A 19928-nucleotide genomic window follows, 5' to 3' on the forward strand; every position below is an offset into this window, starting at 1 on the left:
CAGAACGGTATGGAGGCTGAATGAATGGTGGCACTAGTGCCACTTTCCGACCGAATAACACCGGGTGAACACCTCGTGACACGGGTGCCACTTCCCCCACCACCCCGTGGGAGGATGGGCCATGGGCGACGAATGGAGGCGCGATGACGACCGCAGACCCTGGGCAACACACCCCACTCAGCCGTGAGGAACAGAAGGCGAAAACGAGCGCGGCTATCCGGTCGGCAGCCGTCACCCTCATCGAAGAGGTCGGGTTCGAGCGTGCGTCGATCGACGACATCGCGGCACGCGCCGGGGTCGGCAGGCGCACCTTCTTTCGCTACTTCCCGTGCAAGGAGGCTGTGCTATTCGGCGACAGCTACCTGCCGGGCATTCCTGCGAGCATCGACGCCAGCCTCAGGCGCGGCGACGATCCACTGCACGCGACATTCTCGTCGCTGCGCGACAGTGTCGCCTACCCGACGGCCCCCGATGAGCTCGACGTCAGGCGCAGGCAGCTGCGCCTGACACTGCTCAGCATCCCCTCGGTCAACGCGTACTACCGCACGGCGATCGGCGCGCTCGCGAGCGACATCACCGAGGTGATCCGCAGTCACCCGCGCTGTGCCGCCGTGCCACTGCTCCCCGAACTCATCGGCGGTCTCGTACAAACCGCGGTCATCGCGCACGTCGACAGCGGCGAGATCGCGCACCTGAACATCGACGAGCAGGTCTGGCGGACGGCGCTGGGGGCGGCGCTCGGCTGCGCTACTTCAGCGCACCAAGCCGATACCCGCGCCCCCGAACCGTCTCAATGAGCTCCCTGTCGGTTTTCCGCCTGAGGTAGTGCACGTAGGTTTCCACCGTCGTCTCGCGCTCCCCCTGGGTGAACACCCTCGCGAGGAGTTCCTCACGGGAAAACGTGCGCTCGGGTTCGTGCGCGAGCACCGCGAGGAGGGCGCTCTCGGTACTGGTGAGGAGAATACGGCCGGAGTACGGCGACTCGATCCAGTGATCCTCTGGTGAGAACTCCCACCCGCCAATCTCGGTGATCGGCCCTCCCCCGTCGTAGCTGCGCGTGAGGGCGCGCAACCTGGCGTTGAGCTCCGCAAACTCGAACGGCTTCACGAGGTAATCGTTCGCCCCAGCGTCGAGCCCCTCGACCGTGTCGTGGAGTTCACCGAGGGCGGTGAGCACAAGAATCGGGGTGCGGATGCGGCGTGCGCGCAGCTCGCGGATCCACTCCTCCCCGCTCATGCCAGGCAGCCCGCGGTCGACAATCATCGCGTCGAAGTGTTGCGCGCCGATCGCCACGGCGCCGTCCTCCGCGCTCGCGACGAGCTCAATCTCCCAGTCAGCGGAGAGCACCTCTCGCATGATCGGGCCGAGGCGCGGGTCGTCCTCAACGACGAGGAGCCGGAGCATCAACGCGCCTCCCCTTCGCGCGCGAGCGGCAACACGATCTCGAACACTGTCCCGTTTGGCCCGGAACTCGCCACGCCCACTCGCCCGCCGTGCGCGGCGCAGAGTTCGCGCACCAGGGCAAGGCCGATGCCGCGACTCGTCCGCGCAGCACCGCGCGGCGTCTCCGGCGCGGTGCCCTGGGCGAACCGATCGAACACGCGATCAGCGGCGATGCCCTGAATGCCGTCACCCTCGTCGCGCACCGTCACGACCGCTTCCCCGCCGCGCTCAACGCCGGAGATGCGCACCGTTGTGCCCTCGGGTGAATGGTCGATCGCGTTGTCGACCACCGCGACGAGACAGCGTCGCAGCACCGTGACCGGCATCGCGACGGTGACCTCAGCGCTCTCGTGCCGCACCGCAACATCGAACTGTTTGGCAACCTCACCGAGGTCACCAGCGACGGCGGCAATCGTGTCAGCGAGCGCCGCCGTGCCGTGGCCGTGCGCCGCGCCGGATGCGCTGACGAGCATCGCGTCAATAACCTCCGACATGATTCGCGCATCCTGCCGCAGCTCGCCAAGCACCGACTGCCGTGCGTCACCGGGCGGGGTGAGCGCCGCGAGTTGCTGTGCCCGCGCGTCGATCACCGCGAGCGGGGTGCGCAGTTCGTGGCTCACGTCTGCGACGAACCGGCGCTGCAACCGGAACGCCTCATCGAGCGGATGCACCGCGCGCCGCGCTATGAGGCGTGCTGCCAGCCCTGCTGCGAGCACCGCCCCCGTCGCCAGCAGTGTCGCGGCGAGAATGAGCTCACCCGGGTCGAGGCGAACCTCGATCTCGCCGGGCTGCGGGGCCTTGTTCACCTGCGCTGGAGTGGTCTGCCAGAACACGAACGCGAGAATAACGGCGCCGCCAACGACGAACAGCGCTGCGCACACCGCCATCACCTGCCAGCCAATTTTTGACGCCGACCGGCGGTAAGCCTGCTCGTCGGGCAGCGCGCTGGAGCGCCCCTGAGATCGCGTCATCTCGAGACTCCTCATCCCCAGGCCGGCCATCGGCCCGGCGTACCAGTGTTGTCTCAACTCTCGCATGATTCCCTGCGCCAAACTATCTGAGCCCCGCGGGGGCGCAAGCGTCGGCGGCGAGCGCAGCCTCGCGCACGCACGCGAGCGCGACCCCCACTGCCATCAGCAGTGATAGCAGCGAGGTGCCACCAGCTGAGATGAACGGCAGCGGCACCCCGAGCACGGGGATGAAGCCGAGCACAACGGAGATGTTCGCGATCATCTGCGCCGAGATCCACGCGGTAAGCCCGCCGAGCACCGACCGGGCAAAGGGCGTGTCGCAGTACGCCATGAGCGCCATGAGCACCACGGCGAGCACACCAAACGCGACGATCACCATCATCGCACCGACAAACCCGAGTTCCTCCCCAAGGATCGCAAACACGAAGTCGTTTTCCGCCTCTGGCAACCAGTGCCATTTCGCGGTCGAGTTCCCAACCCCGACACCCAACACCCCGCCGTTGGCGAGCGCCCAAAACCCGTTGAGCGTCTGCCAGCAGCCGGCGTAGGCATGCTCGGCATCGGCGAGGCAGTCCACCTCGAAGAAGTGCATGATCCGCACCACCCGGTTCGGCTTCGTGAGCGTCATCGCTGCGATACCGAGCGCGGCGACGCCCGCGATGCCGGCGAGGATCCGCCCACGCACTCGTGAGAAGCACAGGCAGCCAAACACGAGCGCGGCGAGGATCACGAGCGTGCCGAGATCCCCGCCAAGGATGTTGATGAACATCGACGCAGCAACGACCGGCAAGATCGGGATGACGACGTGTGCCCAGCGGTCGAGCAACCGCGCCTTCGTCGCGAGCACCGCCGACACCCACACCAGCAGCACGAACTTCATGAACTCTGCTGGCTGCATCGAGATGGGCCCGAGTCGCAGCCAGTTCCGGTTGCCGCCAGCCTCATAGCCCAGCGGCGAATAGACGAGCACCTGCAGCGAAAACCCGAGCAGCAGGAGCGCCCATGACCCCCGGCGCAGCACGGCGGTGGGAACCCGACTGATGCCGAGCATGAGCGCTATCCCGAGCGCCGCGAACGCGCCCTGCCGAAGCACACCCTCGAGCGGGTGTCTCCCGGCCGATATCGCCACCACTTGGCTCGCCGACTGCACCATGAGCACGCCGATCGCAACGAGCAGGAGCACGACGCTGAGGAGCACGATCGTGAGCGTGCGGAGCCTGCCGTGGCGCGCGGGAACTACCGACCAGCGCGCGGGGGCCTGCGGGGCGAGAACCACGGTCTGGTGCCGCATCGCCGCGGCACGCTCAGTTCACGCACGGGATGGATCCGGCACGAATCGGCTCCTCCCACGAGTCGTAGTTCTCGGTGCCTGGAATCGGGTCGTCCCCCGCCGCGCCGTCCCCCGCCGCAGGGGCGCCATCCGCCGCCCCAACGCCCGCAGCATCCCCGACTTCGCCGTCCCCAGCTTCGGGGTCTGCTGCATCTGGGTCGGTCGCATCTGGGCCTGCCCCGTCAGGGTCGGCCGGTGGCGCGTCGAAGTAGCTGCCGTCGAGCACCGAAGCGACGATCGCCTGCACCTCGTCGACGTCGACAATGTTTACCTCGGCGCCGTCAACCGTCGCGAATTCCATGATCGGGAGGGTGATGAAGTGCGCGCCGTGCTGCGCGACATCCTGGGCAATGCGCATGAAGCCGAGCACGTCGAACTCCGAATCGAGCGCGACGTGCTTCTGCGTGACGTCGACAAGCGACCACACCGTCTTCGGGTTCATGAGCGTGCTTGTCTCGCGGAGCTTTTCGGCGAGCGACACGAGGAACGCCTGCTGTCGCCTCGAACGGTCCAGGTCGGTGAGGAAGGGCCCGTCGAAGCCCGTGTCGCGGCGCTGGCGCACGAAGCTCATCGCCTCTTGCGCATCGATTTCTTGCAGCCCAGCCTCGAACTTCGCACCGGAGTAGAAATCCTCCGTCGCCTGGTTCAGGCACACCGAGACGGGGGCGACCGCCTCGGCGACGTGGTAAAACCCACCCATCGTCATCTCAACGAAGTGATCGACACGCACGTCTCCGAGGAAGTGTGAGACCGTCTCAATCTGCGCTTGCCTGCCCGCTGCCCGCGACTGCTGATAGACCTCTTCATCGGTGAGCTCGGAGTCCTCCTGCCACACCAGCTCATTCATCTTTTCCTGCATCGCGAGGCCGTATGCCTCCTTGATTTTCGTGTAGCTCACGCCGAGCGGTGCGCCGGGGATCTCAACGTAGTTGTCGCGCGGGATGGAGATGCCAACCGTCTTCGAACGGTCCTCTGGGATGTGCAGGAACATGAGCACGTTGGCGTTGTAGCCGCCATCGTCTGCGCCGCCGGCGTGCAGCGCCTCGTATACCCCGTCGGGGAGGGGGTTTCCGTTTTGGTCGACGCGGCTGTCCATCCCCATGATGAGGATGTTCTGCTCCCCCGGGTCGGCTTCGACGATTTCTGCAACCTGCGGGAGTTCGAACTCGGAGCGCACAATGTTGTCGCTGACGCCTCGAAACGCGAACGCTACGGCGGCTGCCCCCAGGCCGAGCACCGCCACGAGGGTGACCGAGATGACGATCGCGAGCCGCTTGCGCCTGCGCCTGCTCATGCGCGGCCGACCAACCGGCTCCGGGGTCTCGAGAAGTGAGTCTTTGCGCATAACGGTATTCCATTCGGGCAGCGTGGTGTTCGGTGTCTGCGGCGCCGCCCCAGCCCGTGGCGGGAGCTGCGCCATCGTTCAAGACTCTCGCGGGCGCACCAAGGAAGCTCCAAGGATTCGAGCTGCTGGCGACAGGTGGCTCCGGTCGGTGCGCCAGCTTGCTAATGTAAGGTCTGATGAACAGCGCTGAGGTGCCCGAAGAGCGGCCAAGGAAATTCGGAGCACTTCGAGATAGGCGGACGGGGCCCTACATTGGTGGCGGCGCCCTCTCGATGATGGCCGACAATGTCGAGCACGTGCTCGCATACTGGGTGCTCTGGCAGACGTTCCACTCGCCGTGGCTCGTTGGCTTCCAGATCGTCAGCCACTGGCTGCCGTACCTGCTCTTCTCCGTCGCCGCCGGCGCGCTCGCCGAGCGCTTCGACCCGAGGCGCGTCATCCAGATCGGCCAGGCCCTCTTCATGCTGGTGTCTGCGGCTTGGGGTGTGCTGTTTGTGACCGGCTCCCTCGAGCTCTGGCACGCGTGCGTGCTCCTCGTGATCCACGGGATCGCTGGCTGCCTGTGGATGCCAGCGGAGCAGCTGCTGCTGTACAAGTTTGTTGGGCCGAAGCAGCTGCCGGGGGCGATCCGCATGAACGCGACGTTCCGGTCGCTCGCGTTTCTCGCTGGCCCTGTCGTCGGCTCTGCGCTGCTGCTGAGCATCGGCCCGGCGGCTGGCATGTTCGTGAACATTCTCTTCTACCTGCCCCTCACGGTGTTCCTGTGGTTCGTGAAGCTCGACCGTGGGGACGCTCGGCCAGCGCGCAGCACCGAGAAACCGATGACGTTCTTCTCCGCATTCAGCGTGCTCGGCACGATCCGCCGCGACCGGCAGTTGCTCGGCATGATCCTGCTCTCGGCGCTGAGCGCGGCGACGATTGGCGCCGTGATTCAGAACGCGATGCCGGAGTTCGCCGAGGGGCTTGGCGCTGGGTCTGCCGGTCTCGCATACGGGGTGCTGCTTTTCGCGAACGGCGCTGGTGGAGTGATCGGCGGCCTGCTGCTCGAGGCCACGGGAAGGGTGCCGACGACGGCACGCACGGCGGTGTTCGCCGCGATCGTGCTCGGCATCACCACGATCGTGTTCGCGTCGAGTTCCATCTATCCGATTGCCGTGGCCGCGCTCCTCATTGGCGGCGTCGCCCGCATCACGGCAGACGCGACGGAGATGAGCATCGTGCAGCTGCGCGCACCAGACGACCAGCGCGGCAGGGTCATCGGAGCGTACACGATGTTCGGGCCGGGGATGATGACGTTCAGCGGCCTCACGGTCGCCGTGCTCGGCTCGCTCTTCGGGCTGCGCGGATCGGTGCTCTTTGGTGGGATCACGCTCACGCTCGGCGCGATCATTCTGGGGTTCTTCATTCTCCGACCGGGGAAGCAGCCAGCGGCCCCCGAAGCGGCGTAGGCGCCCGAGGAGAGCTCCGCTTTCGTGCGGGAGACAATCGGGTACCGCTTCGCCCACCTTTCAGTTAGACTGAAAGCATGAACGGAGAGCGCACGCCACACTGGGGCATGGGCGCCAGGATCGTTGGTGCGGGCCACTACCTTCCCCCGCGGGTCGTCACCAACAACGACATTGCGGGGATCGTCGACACCACTGACGAGTGGATCCAGCAGCGCGTCGGGATCCGCACCCGCCATTTCGCCGACACGGACTCCGTGCCGGACATGGCCGAGTTCGCCGCCCGCAACGCGCTCGGCAACGCCGGAGTGGCCGCGAGCGAGGTTGACCTCGTTGTCGTGGCGACCTGCTCAAACATTGACCGCACGCCGAGCACCGCCGGCCGCGTTGCACACCGCCTCGGGGTGCCGGCGGCCGCAGTGTTTGACGTGAACGCCGCGTGCTCGGGATTCGTCCACGCACTGGAAATCGCCAAGCAGCTCCTCGCGGGCGGATCGGCGGCCACAGCACTGGTGATCGGCGCCGAGAAGATGACCGCCGTGACCGACTGGTCCGATCGCGCAACGTGCGTGCTCGTCGGCGACGGCGCTGGCGCACTCCTCCTGCGCGCAACCGCGCACAGCGAACTCAGCCCGGTGGCCTGGGGTTCAGCCCCCGAGCTCACCAACTCAGTGCTCATTGAGGGAGCGCAGCCGCAGTTTCACCAAGACGGGCAGCGCGTCTTCCGCTGGGCGATTACCGCGGCGGCGGCGCACGCAACCGCGGCGCTCACTGCGGCGAACCTCACCCCAACCGACCTCGGCGCCTTCATCCCGCACCAGGCGAACCTGCGCATCATCGAGCCACTCGCGGTGCAATTGGGGCTCCCCGAATCCGCGCACCTCGCCCGCGATATCCAAACGTCTGGCAACACCTCCGCTGCGAGCATCCCGCTTGCGCTCTCGAAAATGCTCGCCGCTGGCCTACTCAAAACGGGCTCCCCGATGCTCCTATTCGGATTTGGCGGCGGATTCTCTTACGCTGGTCTCGTTGCACGCGCACCCTAGCTCCATGAGGCGCGCGCGCAGCTGCACTCCCATCCGCCAGCTTCCGCACCGCAAGGACCACTCACATGCCGAGCTCCCCCCAGCCGCAATCCTCCGCGGCGCGACCGGGGATCTCCACCTCGATCGCATTGAGTGTCATTGCGTCGCAGGCGCAGCAGCCGGTAGATGCAGTGCTCCGCCGCCACGGGCTCAACCTCAGGAAGTACGGCGCGCTCCGCCACATCAGCGCGAGCCCCGGGGTGTCATTCAGTGAGCTCGCCCGCAGGTTCGACATCACCGTGCAGAGCATGCACACGCTCGTCGCCGCACTCATCACCGCTGACCTCCTGGAAAGCGCGATCCCGAATCCAGGCGAGGCAGCGGAGCTCTCGATCACCGAAGCCGGGCGATCGCTCCTCGCGCAGCTCGCCACCGACATCGCCGCAATCGATGCGGAGCTGTTTGGCGAGGCAGCGTCGCCCGAGTGGCGGGCGCTCGGCGAGGCCGTGACGCGCGTAACCATGGCCGAGCTGTACAGCTCGCGCGACTAGCGCCGCGCCCCACCACACTGCGCAGCACCCCACCGATTCACCCGCTCACCCACACCCACGCTTCAGTCAAACTGAAAGCAACGAAAGGCACCCATGAACACCGCACTGCTCGTCGCCCACGTCATCGGGTCGATCTTGTTCGTTGGCCCCGTCACCCTCGCCACGAGCCTGTACCCCACATTCGTGACGGTGTCGCCGAGGGCCATCACGAACACAGCGCAAGCCGGCCACACCGACACGCTCCCCAAGAAAACGGAACAGGTCAGGATCGTGCTGCACCGCGTCACCCGGGTCTACGGGGTCATCGGCATGCTCGTGCCAGCGCTCGGATTCGTCCTCGCCGCCCGAATGGGCATCCTGGCCGACGCCTGGGTGATCGCCTCCATGATCCTCACCGCCCTCGCTGCGATCCTGCTCGCATTCGTGGTTTACCCGCTCCAGCGGCGCACATTTGACGGGCCCATCACTGCGCGCGACCAACTGCAACTACGGCTCGCATCGGGTGGCTTCGCGCTGCTCTGGGCGATCGTCGTCACGCTGATGATTGTGCGCCCAGGGGCGAGCGGATGACCGGGCGCAGCCGGATGCGGATCTTCCTCATCGTTGCGGGCACAATCGAGGTCGCGACGCTCGCCGCAATGCTTGTGAATCTCGCGACCGTCGACTCGCGGTCGTTCGCTTCAGCCATCGGCCCCGTGCACGGCTTCGTATGGCTGGCCATCGTCGCCAGCTGTCTGCTGACGCCGTGGCTCACCCCGTGGCAGCGCGGCCTCGCCGCGATCCCCGTCGTTGGTGGGCTCCTTGCGGCCGGGATCCTGCGAACCCACTCGCACCAACACCAACGCCCGGAAGGGCCTCCGCGCGTGGAGTAACTCAGCCCCGGCGCCCGCCGTCGGGTAGCTCACCACCTGATGCCGGCACGGCCACAAGCGTGCGCAAGACCGCGCTGAGGAGCGGGGGAATCTTCCGCGTGCCTTGGAGGAGGAATATCCGGGCGATCGCCACCTTTGGCCCGCGGAAGCCCTCCTGGAGAAACTCGTATGTGCAGCGCTCCGGGCCGAGCTCGGTGACCCGCATCGTCACGATCGTGTCAATGGGGCCGCCCTTCCACGACCAGCGCATCATGCGGGGCTCGTCGATCTCGAGCACCCTGCAGTGCACGGTGCCGTCAAACATGGGCGCGGGATCGGTCGACAGCGTGAACTCGTGACCGACGACGGGTTCAAAGTCGTTCGGCATGAGCCAGATCGCGAGTAGCTCGCTGTCGGTGAGCGCACGCCAGAGCGTTGCGGCCGGAACGTCGAAGGTGGTGGAGTATTCGATCTTGCTCATGTCTCGCTCTCTCTGTCGGTGGTATCCGCGGTGTGCATGGCATCAAGCAGCGACCCGAGTCGGTGAAATCGCTCACCCCAGAAGGCTTCGAGCGTCGCCATCCACTCCGTCACGTCCTCCAGGGGGGCTGGCTCGAAGGTGTAGCGCTGTTCCCGCCCCCGCTTGGTGCTCCGCACGAGCCCCGCGGCGCGCAGCACGCCGAGATGCTCGGAGACCGTGGACTGTGCGAGGCCGAGAGTGTCTACGAGCTCAGCGACGGGCTTCTCGCCGCCCGCGAGCGCCATGATGAGTTCGCGCCGACGCGGGTGCCCGATTGCACTGAAAACGTCTGGGGCTGCCGGGGGTCGTGTCATGCGGCAAGGATACATCGGCGTTAACCGATAGGTAAAGCGTGAGTTGCGGCACGCGCCCAACCGGCGACGCTGGCAGGCGCGCACCGCGTCGCAGAGCGGCTACGCGTAAAACCCCTCGCGCAGGTTGACCCCGTATTCGAGCCAGCTCTTCAGAGCGAGGAGCATCCCCGTCCACCCCTCGCAGTTACTGAAGGCGCTCTTTGCACCGGCTTCCGTGAGCTTCCACGAGGATTCAGTAATGGTGACGAGCGTTCTGGTGTCATCGCCGACAACCGGCTCGAACTCGAACACCACCCGCGTTGCGCCCCCGCCAGCAACTGCGCCCTCGGTTTGCCACTCGAGTGTGATGCTTCGGGGTGGAATTGCTTCGACAACAGTGACGGGGAAGGTGCCGGGGAAGTCGTGAAAGCCCCATTCGACGACGGGCTCAGTGCTCAGGTGCCCCCGCGCACCTCCGGTCGCGAAGTATTTTGAGAGCTGGTCGGGGTCGGCCACGGCCTCGTACACCTCCGCGCACGGCCGCGAGATTCGTCCGGATACAGTGAATTTGAGTTCGGTGAGTTCATTCATGTGGTAAATTTATAACGTGTTATCCGCAGAAATCAATCCCCGAAACGACGACTCCCAGGATGACGACCTCGTATTCAAGGCACTCGCGTCAGCAACGCGGCGGCGCATGCTCGACGCGCTCAAAGAGTCGACACACACGACGGGCGAGCTGTGCGACCGCTTCCCCGACCTCGACCGCACAACCGTGCTCCAGCACCTCAGAGTGCTCGAGCGCGCGGAGCTCGTGACCGGCAGGAAGATCGGCAGAGAGCGCCACCTCGCGCTCGCCCCGCTGCCAATCAAGCGAATCCAAGACCGGTGGATCGGCGACTACGCGCGGTCAGCCGTAGCGCTGCTCCAGCACCTCGACTCGCCAGACGTGGAAGGGAAGGCGTAGCGCACTTCGCGCGACGCGGAGAATGCAGCACCGCGGGTGGGAGCCCCAGCTAGACCGACACGATCTCACCGTTCACCGGCAGCTCGCCGCCGAACGTCACTGGCACGGCCCGCGCCCGCTCGACGGAGCGGTCATCAATGACCTGGAGGTGGAGGTGCGGCTCTGTACTGTTGCCCGAGTTGCCGCAGCTGGCAATGATCGCACCCACCGCGACCGCTTGTCCGGGCCTCACGCGCGCACTCCCCCGCTGGAGGTGGCACAGTGCAACGACGTTGCCGCCGGCCTCGATGAAGATGTGATTACCCGCGAGCGCTGGCCAGCCGGCCCCCGCGCGGCGCCCCTGGGTGAGCGCGTAGCCGCTGGACGGCAGGCCCCGGTAGGCGTCGTGGTCGTCTTCGGTGTCGTGCACCGCGACGACCGTCCCGGCGACCGGTGCGAGGATCTCTTGCCCGAAGCCGGCAAAGCGCTCCGGCCGCTCGGGCAGGAAGAGCGTTTGCAGCGTCAGTGGAGCTGAGCTGCGGCCGCGACCGAGCGGCACGAAGTCGATCGCATACGACGTCGCAAGCCGCCGCGTGCCGTGGCTTGGCACCCGGTTCGCGGGACTGTTTCGCACGAGCCACCGGCCTGCGAACGGGTATGCAATGTCCATTGCCGCAATCATACGGAGCCTGCGGGAGTTCCGGCAGCCAGGGCAGCTGGGGCAGCTGCCGCCTAGATAAGCGCGTCGTCGATATCGACGAGCAGGCGATCCTGCGACGCGAGCAGGTCGAGATCCGCGTCAGCGCGCGGCAGCACGTGCGTGATGAAGAACCTCACCGTCTCGCGCTTCTGTGCCGCGAACGCCTGCGTGGTCGAGGCGAGCGCAGTCAGCTGGTCGAGGAACAACCAGCCGACGACGATGTCGCCGGCGGCCTCGAGGTAGTGGGCGGCGTTGGCGAGCGCGGTCTGCGCGTCGCCGGCAGCCCAGAGCTGCCGCGTTACTTCCTCGAGCCGGTCGATGCGCTTGCTCACGAGCGGCGTGAGTTCGGGCTCTGCCGCGGCAGCCCGCTCGCACGTCGCCCGCATTCTCTGGAGGAGCTGCGCGAAGCCAGCCCCGCCCTCGAGCAGCACTTTGCGCCCGAGCAGGTCGAGCGCCTGGATACCGTGGGTACCCTCGTGGATCGGGTTGAGCCGGTTGTCACGGTAAAACTGTTCGAGCGGGAAATCGCGCACGTAGCCACTCCCGCCGAGCACCTGGATCGCGAGATCGTTCGCCGCGACTCCCCACTGCGAGGACCAGCTCTTCGCGATCGGGGTGAGCACCTCGAGCAGCAGCTTGAGCGATGCGCGCTCGGCACTGTCGTTTTCCGCCTCGCTCTCGTCGAGGAGCTTGCCCGCATACAGGATGAGCGCCGTGCCGCCTTGCGCGTATGCCTTCGCAAGCATAAGCATGCGTCGAACGTCGGGGTGCCGGATGATCGGCACGGGCGGGTTCGCCGGATCCTTCGACCCGAGCTCCCTGCCCTGCACCCGGCCGCGGGCGTATTCGCTGGCGTGGAGAAAGCCGGTCATGCCGAGCGCAACCGCTGACGCGCCGACGCCGATCCGCGCCTCGTTCATCATGAGGAACATGTAGTGGAGCCCGCGGCCAGCCTCGCCGATGAGGTATCCGACCGCGCCAGCCCCATCCCCACCGGGGAAGTGACCAGACCCGTATGCGAGCGCCGTGTTCACGGTGCCGCGGTAGCCCATCTTGTGGTTGATGCCGACGAGCGCAACATCGTTGCGCTCGGTCAGCGCCCCCGGTTCACCGAGCCACTTGGGCACGATGAAGAGCGACAGTCCTTTCACCCCCGGCCCGCCAGTGCGCGCGAGCACCAGGTGCACGATGTTCTCGGAAAGCTCGTGATCGCCAGCCGAGATCCACATCTTGTCGCCGCGAACGCGGTACGTGCCGTCGGGCGCTTCGGTCGCGCTCGTTGTGAGATCCCCCAGCGAGGAACCGACGTCTGGCTCGGAGAGGTTCATGGTGCCGAACCATCTACCCTCGAGCATGGGCGGGAGGAACTTCGCGGCGAGCTCGGCGGAGGCGTGCTCCCTGATGAGGTTCGCGGCCGCGGTCGTGAGCAGCGGGTACGAGACGGTGCCAACGTTCGCGGCCTGAAACCACATGAATGCCGCTCGGTAGACGACGCTTGGCACCTGAAACCCGCGATGCTCTGCGTCCATCGTCGCCCCCATGAACCCGGCCTCGGCGAAGGCGTCAAGCGCGACCGCGACCTCCGGGATGAGCTCGACTTTGCCGTCGACGAGCTTCGGCTCGTTGAGATCGGCCTTGCGGCTGTGCGGCTCGAAGTACTCCTCGGCGAGTTCGCGCGCGAGGCCGGTGAGGCCTTCGAAGGTGTCGCGGTTGTGGTCGGCAAAGCGCTCGTAGCGGCTCAGCGATTCAACGTCGAGCCAGTCGTACAGGCAGAAGTCCTGCTCGGCAGCGTCCAGAATGAGTGATTTCTTGTGTTCCATGGCGTGCTCCTGTCGAGTAACCCCTGCGTTACGCGACCCACACTACACAAAAGTAAAGGTGACGTCACTTTTATGATTTCCGCGGGGCTGACGCGCCCATTCCCCACCGGTTGGTTACGCTGAGCCGTAGCCACGCGCACTGTGCGCACCGGCGAGAGGGGTCGAATCAGGGTGACGCAGCCACGCGCCGAGGGGCAGACCGACGCAACCACAGTCGCCGCGGCGCCCGCCGCGCGCCCAGCAACACCGAAGGGCCGCGACACTCGCGCACGCATCATGGCTGCCGCCGAATCGCTCTTCGCCGAGCGCGGCTATGCGAACGTGCGCGTCGCCGACATTGCTGGGCGGGCCGGCCTCACAACCGGTGCGTTCTACCGGTACTTCACCGACCGACACGAGCTCACCCTCGAGCTGCTGCGCGACCTGACCGTCGAGATCTTCGAGTTCATCCGCGTGCCGCTCGACGCGGACAACCTCGTGGATTCGGTCACGGAGTCCACCCAGAAGTACTTCGACTTCTACGAGCGACACCGCGCCCTCTTCGGCGTCCTCGTCGAGCTCGCACAGTCGGACACGGAGATCGCCGAGATCTGGACGGCCTCGCGCCGCGCCTTCTACTCACGCATCAGCGGAGCGCTCTCCCGCGCCTCTCTGGCGTCGCGCATCCGCTCCGACGTCAACCTCAACCTGGCCGCGGAAATGCTCGGCAGTATGACCGAGTTCTACGCCTTCCAACGCTTCGTGCTGCGTGACCCGGACATCGCGGCACAGCCGCTCGCGGAGGCGAGCCGAACGCTCGCAACCATCTGGCTGTCCGGGATCTCGGCTGGCGGGCCGGTAGCCGATTCGACGCCCTAGCGTCGCCGGATCGCCGAGTCGCCGGACCGCAGGGCCGCAGGGGCTGTTGAAAGTGCTACTGCATGCGTCGTTGGCGCACGGCGGCTTGAGCCCGGTATCGTTTCAGCTCCTCGACGTCACCGAAGCCCTCGCCCGAGGTGGCGAGCCCGGCCCAAGCCCGCGTGGCTACGCTGCCGTGCCGCCCAGCCCCACCTTTGGCTTCGCCCATGACCGGCCGCTCGTGTCCTTGAGGATGTCGTACTCCACGTCGACGTGCGGCTCAATCGCACTGTACTTGTCGTTCGGTGCGCCGATGACGAGCTGGAAGCCGAGACCACGCCACGCACCGATCGCGCGCTTCGTGAAGTGCGCGTCGGCCTTGATGAGGGCTTCGTCGAGGAACACGGGCGCGTAGCGCGGGCGCTCAGAGCCCGCGTCGCCGAGCTGGTACCGCAGCGCTGCACCGACGATGAACGCGATGAGCTCCTGCGACTCGCCACCGGACTTCTCGCCGATGTGGTCGTAGAGCGCGGCGTGCTGCCCGGTCTCGGCGTGCACCTTCTCCGCGCTCACGCGCACGTGGTTGCGCACGTCGACGAGCTCGGCGAAGTCGGGGGCTGAGCGGCGGATCCGGCCGATGAACTTCTTCATCCGCTCGTATGCCTGCTCGCGCTCAGTGTCGCTCTCCGCCGAGCCGATGAGCGAGCGGACCTCGCGCAGTTCGGCCCGGAAGCGTCGCCGCGCCTCCGACTGGTTCTCACGCGGGGTGATCTGCAGCCGGTGCTCGTCGTCGTAGAACGGCAGATCGCGCATGATCGCGTTGATCGGCTCGATGCGTTCCTTGATCTCGCGCAGCGCCCGGCTGAGCGTCGAGTCGAGGTTCGTGAGGTCGTTGCCCGAAAGCTTGAGCAGGCTGTGCTTCCACTCGGTTTCGAGCTCGTGCAGACCGCTCGTCTCGAGTTCTTCGAGGATCCGCTCGAAGTCCTTCAGCGACGAGTCTGGGTCGGCGCGGAGGTTCGGGTTCGGCCAGCTCTCGAGGAAGCTCTCGAGTGCGCGCTTGAGGTGATCGCGCTGCTCCTCGAGGGTGTCCTGCGCGGTCGCCTGGTCGTCGGCGAGGAGCTTCGAGGCGCTCAGGAACGCCGCGTCGAAGCTGGCGAGTGTCTCGCCCTTGGTCCGCTCGCGCGCGGTCTCAGGCGCACTGAAGCGCTCATCGAGGTACGCGGCCTGCGCCGCGGTGAGCTCACGGTCAGCGTCTTCCGCGTCATCAATCGCCTGCTGGGCCGTGTCGACCTCGTCGGTGACGTCCGCCCACCGGGCGGCGATGCGCTCCTGCTGCTCCTCGGCACGGCCGACGAGCTTCTGCAGCCCCTCGTGCTTGAGCTTGAGTTCCGCGATCTGCGCGTTCAACGACTCGATCTCGGGGCTGCCCGTGACGAGCTCGCCGACGATCCGCTCCCAGTTGTCGCGCTCGGCCTCGAGGCTCGCAACGTCGATCTGCTCCCACGTGAGCTCGCTGATTTTCAGGTACGCCGCGTGCTTCGCGTCGAGCGCGTCGAGGCCAGAGGCGGCCTCTCGCTCGGCACGCTCTGCTGCGAGGATCTGCGCCTCGAGGCTCGTGAGCTGCTCGGTGAGATCCGCGAGCCGGAGCTGGTTCGAAAAGCCGAGCACGTTCTGCCTGCCGTGACCGCCGTGTGCGCCGCGGGCGCCCTGCGACATCTGCCCGGAGATCGTGATCGCCATGGCGTGCTGCGAGAGCGTCGCCGCGTCGTCGATGCAGGCGAAACCGAAGCGGTCAGCGAGCCTGCCCTCGAGCCACCCGGTGAACGGGGTATCGCGCACGTCGAGCCGGCCGGGAAGACCGGCTGGGTCGAGGCGGGCGGTGCGGCGCAGCCCGGTTGGCACGCCCTCGTAGCGGAGACGGGTCGGGATACGCAGCTCGTTGATTGCGGCACGGAACACGGGCAGCAGCCCGTCGTCGATGAGCAGCGTCGTCGCGAAGCCGCCGAGGGCGAGGTTGAACGCCTCACGCCACGGCTCGAACTCGGTGCGCACCTCGACGAGCTCGCCGACGAACGGCAGCTCCTCGGGGGTCAGGCCCGCGGCGCGGGCGAGCACCTCGCGGGCCTCGTGCAGGTGGCTCGGAATGTTGCCGCGCAGCCCTGCAGCCCGGCCGCGTTCGGCGGTGAGCTCGGCCACGCGGGCGCGGAGCGCATTCGTCGCACCGCGCGCGTCGGCGTAGCCGTCGCGCACGCTCGCCTTCACCTTTGGGTCGGCGAGCGCCTTCTGGGCGCGGGCGACGAGGGCGCGGAACGCCTTCTCGGTCGACACGTCTTCGCCAAGCTCTTCGGCTGCCGCGTCGAAGCGGCGGCGTGCCTCCCGCACCGTCTCCAGCCGCTTCTCGACGAGGGAAAGGTCGCGCTCTGCGCGCTCGATGCGGTCGCCGCCAGAGTTGCGCAGCACCTCGATGAGCCCGTCGCGCTCGGCCTCAACGCCCGAGGCGAGCGCCTGCTGCGTGCGCACCTCGATGTCGGCGCTTGCCTTCTCGTGCTGCAGCTCGGCTTCGACGTCGCGCAGCAGCGACAGCCTGCGGGTGTTCCGCCAGAGCGCGGAGAGCGACGCGGGGTCCGAGAAGCGCCCGATCTCGTCGATGAGGCGCAGCTGGTCGGCGGCAGCGGTGATCCTGCCGCGCATGTCGCGGATCGGGCTCAGCGCGCGCACCTGCCGCTGTGCGGTGACCATGCGCAGGCGGGTGTCTTCGAGCTCGTCGAAGTGCGCGACGACGGCGTCTGCCGTGCCGAGGGTGTCCGGCTCCTCAAGCACCATCCGCTTGTACAGCTCGTCGACGGTGGTGATCTGCTGGCCGGCCTGGATGCGCGCGAGCAGGCTCATCGCCTTCGAGCCGGCGCCGGCGGCGCCAATGCCGAGCACGGCGTGGATCTTCGCCGAGAACTCCCGGTCGGTCGAGAACGTTTCCAGGCCGGCGGCCTTCACCGCTGAGTCGCTCAGGCGCTGGCCGGCAGCGGCCTCGAGCGCGCCCAAGTCGAGCGGTCCGTCGCAGGTCGCGCGCACGCGCACCGTGTCTTCGATGATGCGTGCGTTCGCCGGGATGTACCAGGCTCGCACCGCGGTGAACTGCGAGCCGTCGTGGTCCGTCCAGGTCATCGCGATCGCGGTCCACGTGTCCTCGCCGTCGCCGCGGAGCACGCGCACGCGGGTTCCCTCGTCGGTGCGGGACTCGTCGAGCTTGCCGCGGCCGTACGAGAGGATGTTGCGCTGTTCCTCGCCGCGCGACCGGCCAGAGACGCCGCCGTTCGAGGCGCCGTTGAAGGGGGTCGTGTGCGGCATCATGAGCGCGATGTAGGCGTCCATGAGGGTTGATTTGCCTGACCCAGATCCGCCGCAGAACAGCGTCGCGTTCGGCGAGAACTTCACGCGGTGCGCGCCGTCGTAGCCGCCCCAGTTCACGAGCTGCAACTCGTCGGCGATCCACTGCTGCCCGCGCGAAGCGGCCGGGATCAGCCCAAACAGTGTGTCGAGCATGGTCATACTGATGCGCCCTCGTGATCCAGTTCAGTGATGTCGGTGGAGTCGGTGTTGTCGGCAGCAAGATCCGCTACCGGTTGCGCGGGAACCGCCATGGGCGCCGTCTGCTCACGCAGCCAGCCCTGCAGTTCGCGCAGCCGCTCGGCGCTCAGCACGACCTCGACGAGCGGGGTGATCGTGAAGCGCCCCTCGGTTTCCTCTTCGACGATGCCCTCCTGGCGGAGGCGCCCAAGCGCGCTGCGCACGGTCTTCTGCCTGGCAGCTGGACTCCCCTCCTGCTCGTTGAAGTAGCTGAGCACGGTCTGCTCGATCTCTTCGACGTCGATCCGCACCGCGAGCTCCCCAGCCGTCGACTCCCGCTGGTAGACGGTGCGGAGGTACACGAGCACGAGCGTCTCAGCCCGGTTGTACGACTCGTCGCGGAGCAGCACCGGCACCTCAAGCTCCTCGGAGCGCACCTGCTGCTTGTAGGCGACACCGCGCTCGGGGTCGACGATGAGCCGCACGAACAGATCGTGCAATCGCGACTCGATGACCTGCTGGTTTTCGAGCAGCACCGCCCACTCGTCGCTGTGCTTGTCCGCGAAGATGACGCGGCGCTGCAGCAGGCGCACCAGCACCCGGCGCACGGCAGGTTCGAGCACGCCGCGATCCCCCGCGAAGTACTCCTCGGGGTCGTTCTCCATCGCGACGGGCGCGACAAACGGGGCGCCGTTCGGTTCAGGTTGTTCAGTCATGCGTGTCATCTTTCAGTGTGCGCGCGGTCACCGCGCCGAAGGCGAACTGGCGGGTGGTTCCGTCGGGGCGCATGGCGTCAACGACAGAGACCTCGCCGCTTTCGGTGAGGCCGTTGCGGTGTGCGATTTCGAGGAGGCCGAGCAGGTCGGCCGGGCGGCGGTTCGCGTCGCTGTCGATTGCCGCGAATGCTGCCGCAAGGTCGAACTGGTCGCCCTCGATGCCCGCGACGTAGTCCTCAAGCTCCGTGTAATTCGGGCCGCCCCAGGCCCGCGTATCAGCGTCGACGAACTCAGCGCGCTCGACGGCGTCAGTCGCGTCGCGCAGCGGGGCTGGCACGTTCGGTGGCCGCGGATCGCTCACGGTCTGCCTGAGGTGGCCGATGCCTGCGGTGGGGAGGCTCCGCAGCGGATCGATGCGATCACCCGCCTTCGACTCAGGCACCCACGCCTGCAGGCCAGCCATGACGCTGCGCAGCAGGTGATCGACCTCGCGGTCGCGGATCGGGTCGTGCGTGCGCACCTGGGTCGTGATGACGTGTGAGGCGCGGCGCTGCGCGCTGAGCACCTCTTCGACGCCCTGCTCGACGCGCTTCGCGATCGCCCGCAGGTCGTTTCGCTGTTCCGCGCTCATGTGGCGGGTGAAGGGCTTGCCGAGGAGGTTCTGCAGCTGCTCGGTGAGGTGGTCGATGTGTTCGGGATCGCCAATGAGCTGCAGCGCGCCCGCGAAGGCGCGCCCCTCCGGCGTTGCCTCCATGACGTGCTCGCCGCGGTGCAGGTACTCGCGGAGCACCTCGCCTGCCGGGCGCTCGTCGCGGCGCAGCTGGGCCAAGACGTCGCGCTGCATCGCGTTGATCGACTCTGCGACGCGCACGAAGTCCGCCGGCAGCTCTCGCGAGAGGTGCAGCACGTTCTCGGTATCCTCGAGCAACTGATCGTCGTCGATAGGGTCGAGCTCGCCCTCTTCAGCCTCGATCGCTTCGATCATCGCGATCTCAGCGTCGAGCGTAGCCCGCTCTTCACGGAGCCGCGCGAGCCTGATCTGAGGGTCGGTCTCGGCGCTCTGCGTGAGCTGCTCCACCGATTCGAGGAGCGTCCGCACACGGGAGCGCGACACCTTCGCCCGGCCACCGCCGGCGCGACCGGCTACTTCGAGCGCCCCGACGGCCTGTGCCGACAGCTTGTACAGCTCGACACCGTCGTTGATCTGCGGCACGAGCCAGCCGACGCGCGCCCAGTACCGGCAAATGTCACGGCCAGAGCCGTTCGGCAGTCTCCGGTCATCGCGGTCGTAGCCAGCGGCTCGCAGCTCCTCGACGAAGGTACCCACCTCGACGTGCGCGTCGGAGATCGGCACGCTCGCCCGCTCCGCGGAGAACATCACCGACAGCACCGACACCACGAAGGGCGCGTACCGGCCGTGCAGCAGATCGAGCGTCGGGTTCTTGAACGCTGCCACCGCACGCTGATACGCGGTCTCTGCTCTCGAACTTGTCACCGATCAAGGATAGCGGGGTGTGGGGTGCGGGCCGGGCGCGCCGGGATCGCACCGCTGCAACTCTGCCTTGGAAACT

20 protein-coding genes are annotated in these 19928 nt (G+C 67.2%); 8 read left to right on the forward strand and 12 right to left on the reverse strand.

Going from position 1 to position 19928, the window contains the following annotated elements; translation table 11 throughout:
- Nucleotides 1–143 precede the first annotated feature (143 nt).
- Nucleotides 144–797 (forward strand): TetR/AcrR family transcriptional regulator, encoded by a 654-nt coding sequence (locus SD72_RS16870; protein WP_052492513.1) that lies wholly within the window; start codon nucleotides 144–146, stop codon nucleotides 795–797.
- Here the strand turns inward: SD72_RS16870 and SD72_RS06365 are convergent.
- From SD72_RS06365 to SD72_RS06380, 4 genes are all read right to left on the reverse strand, one after another.
- Nucleotides 748–1404, reverse strand: coding sequence for a response regulator transcription factor (locus tag SD72_RS06365; RefSeq protein ID WP_042543609.1), 657 nt, complete (start codon nucleotides 1402–1404; stop codon nucleotides 748–750). The two genes, SD72_RS16870 and SD72_RS06365, sit on opposite strands and share 50 nt — an antisense overlap.
- A complete protein-coding gene (locus tag SD72_RS06370; protein WP_052492514.1) occupies nucleotides 1404–2414 on the reverse strand; it encodes a sensor histidine kinase in 1011 nt (336 codons plus the stop codon). The genes SD72_RS06365 and SD72_RS06370 overlap by 1 nt, the downstream gene beginning before the upstream one ends.
- An 82-nt stretch (nucleotides 2415–2496) precedes the next feature.
- Nucleotides 2497–3705, reverse strand: a complete 1209-nt coding sequence (locus tag SD72_RS06375) for an FtsW/RodA/SpoVE family cell cycle protein (protein ID WP_042543610.1) — start codon at nucleotides 3703–3705, stop codon at nucleotides 2497–2499.
- Between the two features lie 13 nt (nucleotides 3706–3718).
- Nucleotides 3719–5089 (reverse strand): LCP family protein, encoded by a 1371-nt coding sequence (locus SD72_RS06380; protein WP_052492515.1) that lies wholly within the window; start codon nucleotides 5087–5089, stop codon nucleotides 3719–3721.
- Nucleotides 5090–5361: 272 nt separating this feature from the next.
- Between SD72_RS06380 and SD72_RS06385 the strand changes: the two genes are divergently transcribed.
- From SD72_RS06385 to SD72_RS06405, 5 genes are all read left to right on the forward strand, one after another.
- The gene (locus SD72_RS06385; RefSeq protein ID WP_232299664.1) at nucleotides 5362–6537 is read left to right on the forward strand and encodes an MFS transporter; all 1176 of its coding nucleotides are present in this window, start codon (nucleotides 5362–5364) and stop codon (nucleotides 6535–6537) included.
- A gap of 77 nt (nucleotides 6538–6614) precedes the next feature.
- Nucleotides 6615–7580: a beta-ketoacyl-ACP synthase III gene (locus tag SD72_RS06390; protein ID WP_232299665.1), complete on the forward strand. Its 966-nt coding sequence runs from the start codon at nucleotides 6615–6617 to the stop codon at nucleotides 7578–7580.
- Nucleotides 7581–7645: 65 nt separating this feature from the next.
- Nucleotides 7646–8110: a MarR family winged helix-turn-helix transcriptional regulator gene (locus SD72_RS06395; protein WP_052492516.1), complete on the forward strand. Its 465-nt coding sequence runs from the start codon at nucleotides 7646–7648 to the stop codon at nucleotides 8108–8110.
- Nucleotides 8111–8203: 93 nt separating this feature from the next.
- Nucleotides 8204–8680 carry a hypothetical protein gene (locus tag SD72_RS06400; protein WP_042543612.1) on the forward strand — a complete coding sequence of 159 codons (477 nt, stop codon included), beginning with the start codon at nucleotides 8204–8206 and terminating at the stop codon, nucleotides 8678–8680.
- Entirely contained in the window at nucleotides 8677–8982 is a 306-nt protein-coding gene (locus SD72_RS06405) for a hypothetical protein (protein ID WP_052492517.1), read from the forward strand. The genes SD72_RS06400 and SD72_RS06405 overlap by 4 nt, the downstream gene beginning before the upstream one ends.
- Nucleotide 8983: 1 nt before the next feature.
- Here SD72_RS06405 and SD72_RS16875 read toward each other — a convergent pair whose 3' ends face one another.
- The 3 genes from SD72_RS16875 to SD72_RS06420 all read right to left on the reverse strand — a co-directional run bounded on the left by SD72_RS16875 (nucleotide 8984) and on the right by SD72_RS06420 (nucleotide 10365).
- The gene (locus SD72_RS16875) at nucleotides 8984–9442 is read right to left on the reverse strand and encodes an SRPBCC family protein (protein WP_052492518.1); all 459 of its coding nucleotides are present in this window, start codon (nucleotides 9440–9442) and stop codon (nucleotides 8984–8986) included.
- Complete coding sequence (locus SD72_RS06415; RefSeq protein ID WP_042543613.1) at nucleotides 9439–9795, reverse strand: ArsR/SmtB family transcription factor; 357 nt, start codon at nucleotides 9793–9795, stop codon at nucleotides 9439–9441. Before SD72_RS06415 ends, SD72_RS16875 begins: the two co-directional genes overlap by 4 nt.
- A 99-nt stretch (nucleotides 9796–9894) precedes the next feature.
- The gene (locus tag SD72_RS06420; protein ID WP_042543614.1) at nucleotides 9895–10365 is read right to left on the reverse strand and encodes an SRPBCC domain-containing protein; all 471 of its coding nucleotides are present in this window, start codon (nucleotides 10363–10365) and stop codon (nucleotides 9895–9897) included.
- A 16-nt stretch (nucleotides 10366–10381) separates the two neighbouring features.
- Here SD72_RS06420 and SD72_RS06425 point away from each other — a divergent pair, with 16 nt between their 5' ends.
- Nucleotides 10382–10741: an ArsR/SmtB family transcription factor gene (locus SD72_RS06425; protein ID WP_042543615.1), complete on the forward strand. Its 360-nt coding sequence runs from the start codon at nucleotides 10382–10384 to the stop codon at nucleotides 10739–10741.
- Between the two features lie 49 nt (nucleotides 10742–10790).
- Here the strand turns inward: SD72_RS06425 and SD72_RS06430 are convergent, their stop codons facing one another.
- Both SD72_RS06430 and SD72_RS06435 read right to left on the reverse strand, forming a co-directional pair.
- Nucleotides 10791–11390, reverse strand: a complete 600-nt coding sequence (locus SD72_RS06430) for a M23 family metallopeptidase (protein WP_232299666.1) — start codon at nucleotides 11388–11390, stop codon at nucleotides 10791–10793.
- A 62-nt stretch (nucleotides 11391–11452) separates the two neighbouring features.
- On the reverse strand, nucleotides 11453–13240 hold the full coding sequence (locus SD72_RS06435; protein ID WP_042543617.1) for an acyl-CoA dehydrogenase: 1788 nt from the start codon (nucleotides 13238–13240) through the stop codon (nucleotides 11453–11455).
- 171 nt (nucleotides 13241–13411) lie between these two features.
- Here SD72_RS06435 and SD72_RS06440 point away from each other — a divergent pair, with 171 nt between their 5' ends.
- Nucleotides 13412–14098 (forward strand): TetR/AcrR family transcriptional regulator, encoded by a 687-nt coding sequence (locus tag SD72_RS06440; RefSeq protein WP_198141889.1) that lies wholly within the window; start codon nucleotides 13412–13414, stop codon nucleotides 14096–14098.
- 165 nt (nucleotides 14099–14263) lie between these two features.
- Here the strand turns inward: SD72_RS06440 and SD72_RS06445 are convergent, their stop codons facing one another.
- The 3 genes from SD72_RS06445 to SD72_RS06455 are packed head-to-tail and all read right to left on the reverse strand — an operon-like array spanning nucleotide 14264 to nucleotide 19852.
- A complete protein-coding gene (locus SD72_RS06445) occupies nucleotides 14264–17623 on the reverse strand; it encodes an ATP-binding protein (RefSeq protein WP_042543618.1) in 3360 nt (1119 codons plus the stop codon).
- Entirely contained in the window at nucleotides 17620–18357 is a 738-nt protein-coding gene (locus SD72_RS06450) for a DUF4194 domain-containing protein (RefSeq protein WP_084766849.1), read from the reverse strand. Before SD72_RS06450 ends, SD72_RS06445 begins: the two co-directional genes overlap by 4 nt.
- Nucleotides 18350–19852, reverse strand: a complete 1503-nt coding sequence (locus SD72_RS06455) for a DUF3375 domain-containing protein (protein WP_042543619.1) — start codon at nucleotides 19850–19852, stop codon at nucleotides 18350–18352. Before SD72_RS06455 ends, SD72_RS06450 begins: the two co-directional genes overlap by 8 nt.
- Nucleotides 19853–19928: the final 76 nt, after the last annotated feature.

This window comes from Leucobacter komagatae (assembly GCF_000834055.1).
Classification (GTDB): Bacteria; Actinomycetota; Actinomycetes; order Actinomycetales; family Microbacteriaceae; genus Leucobacter; species Leucobacter komagatae_A.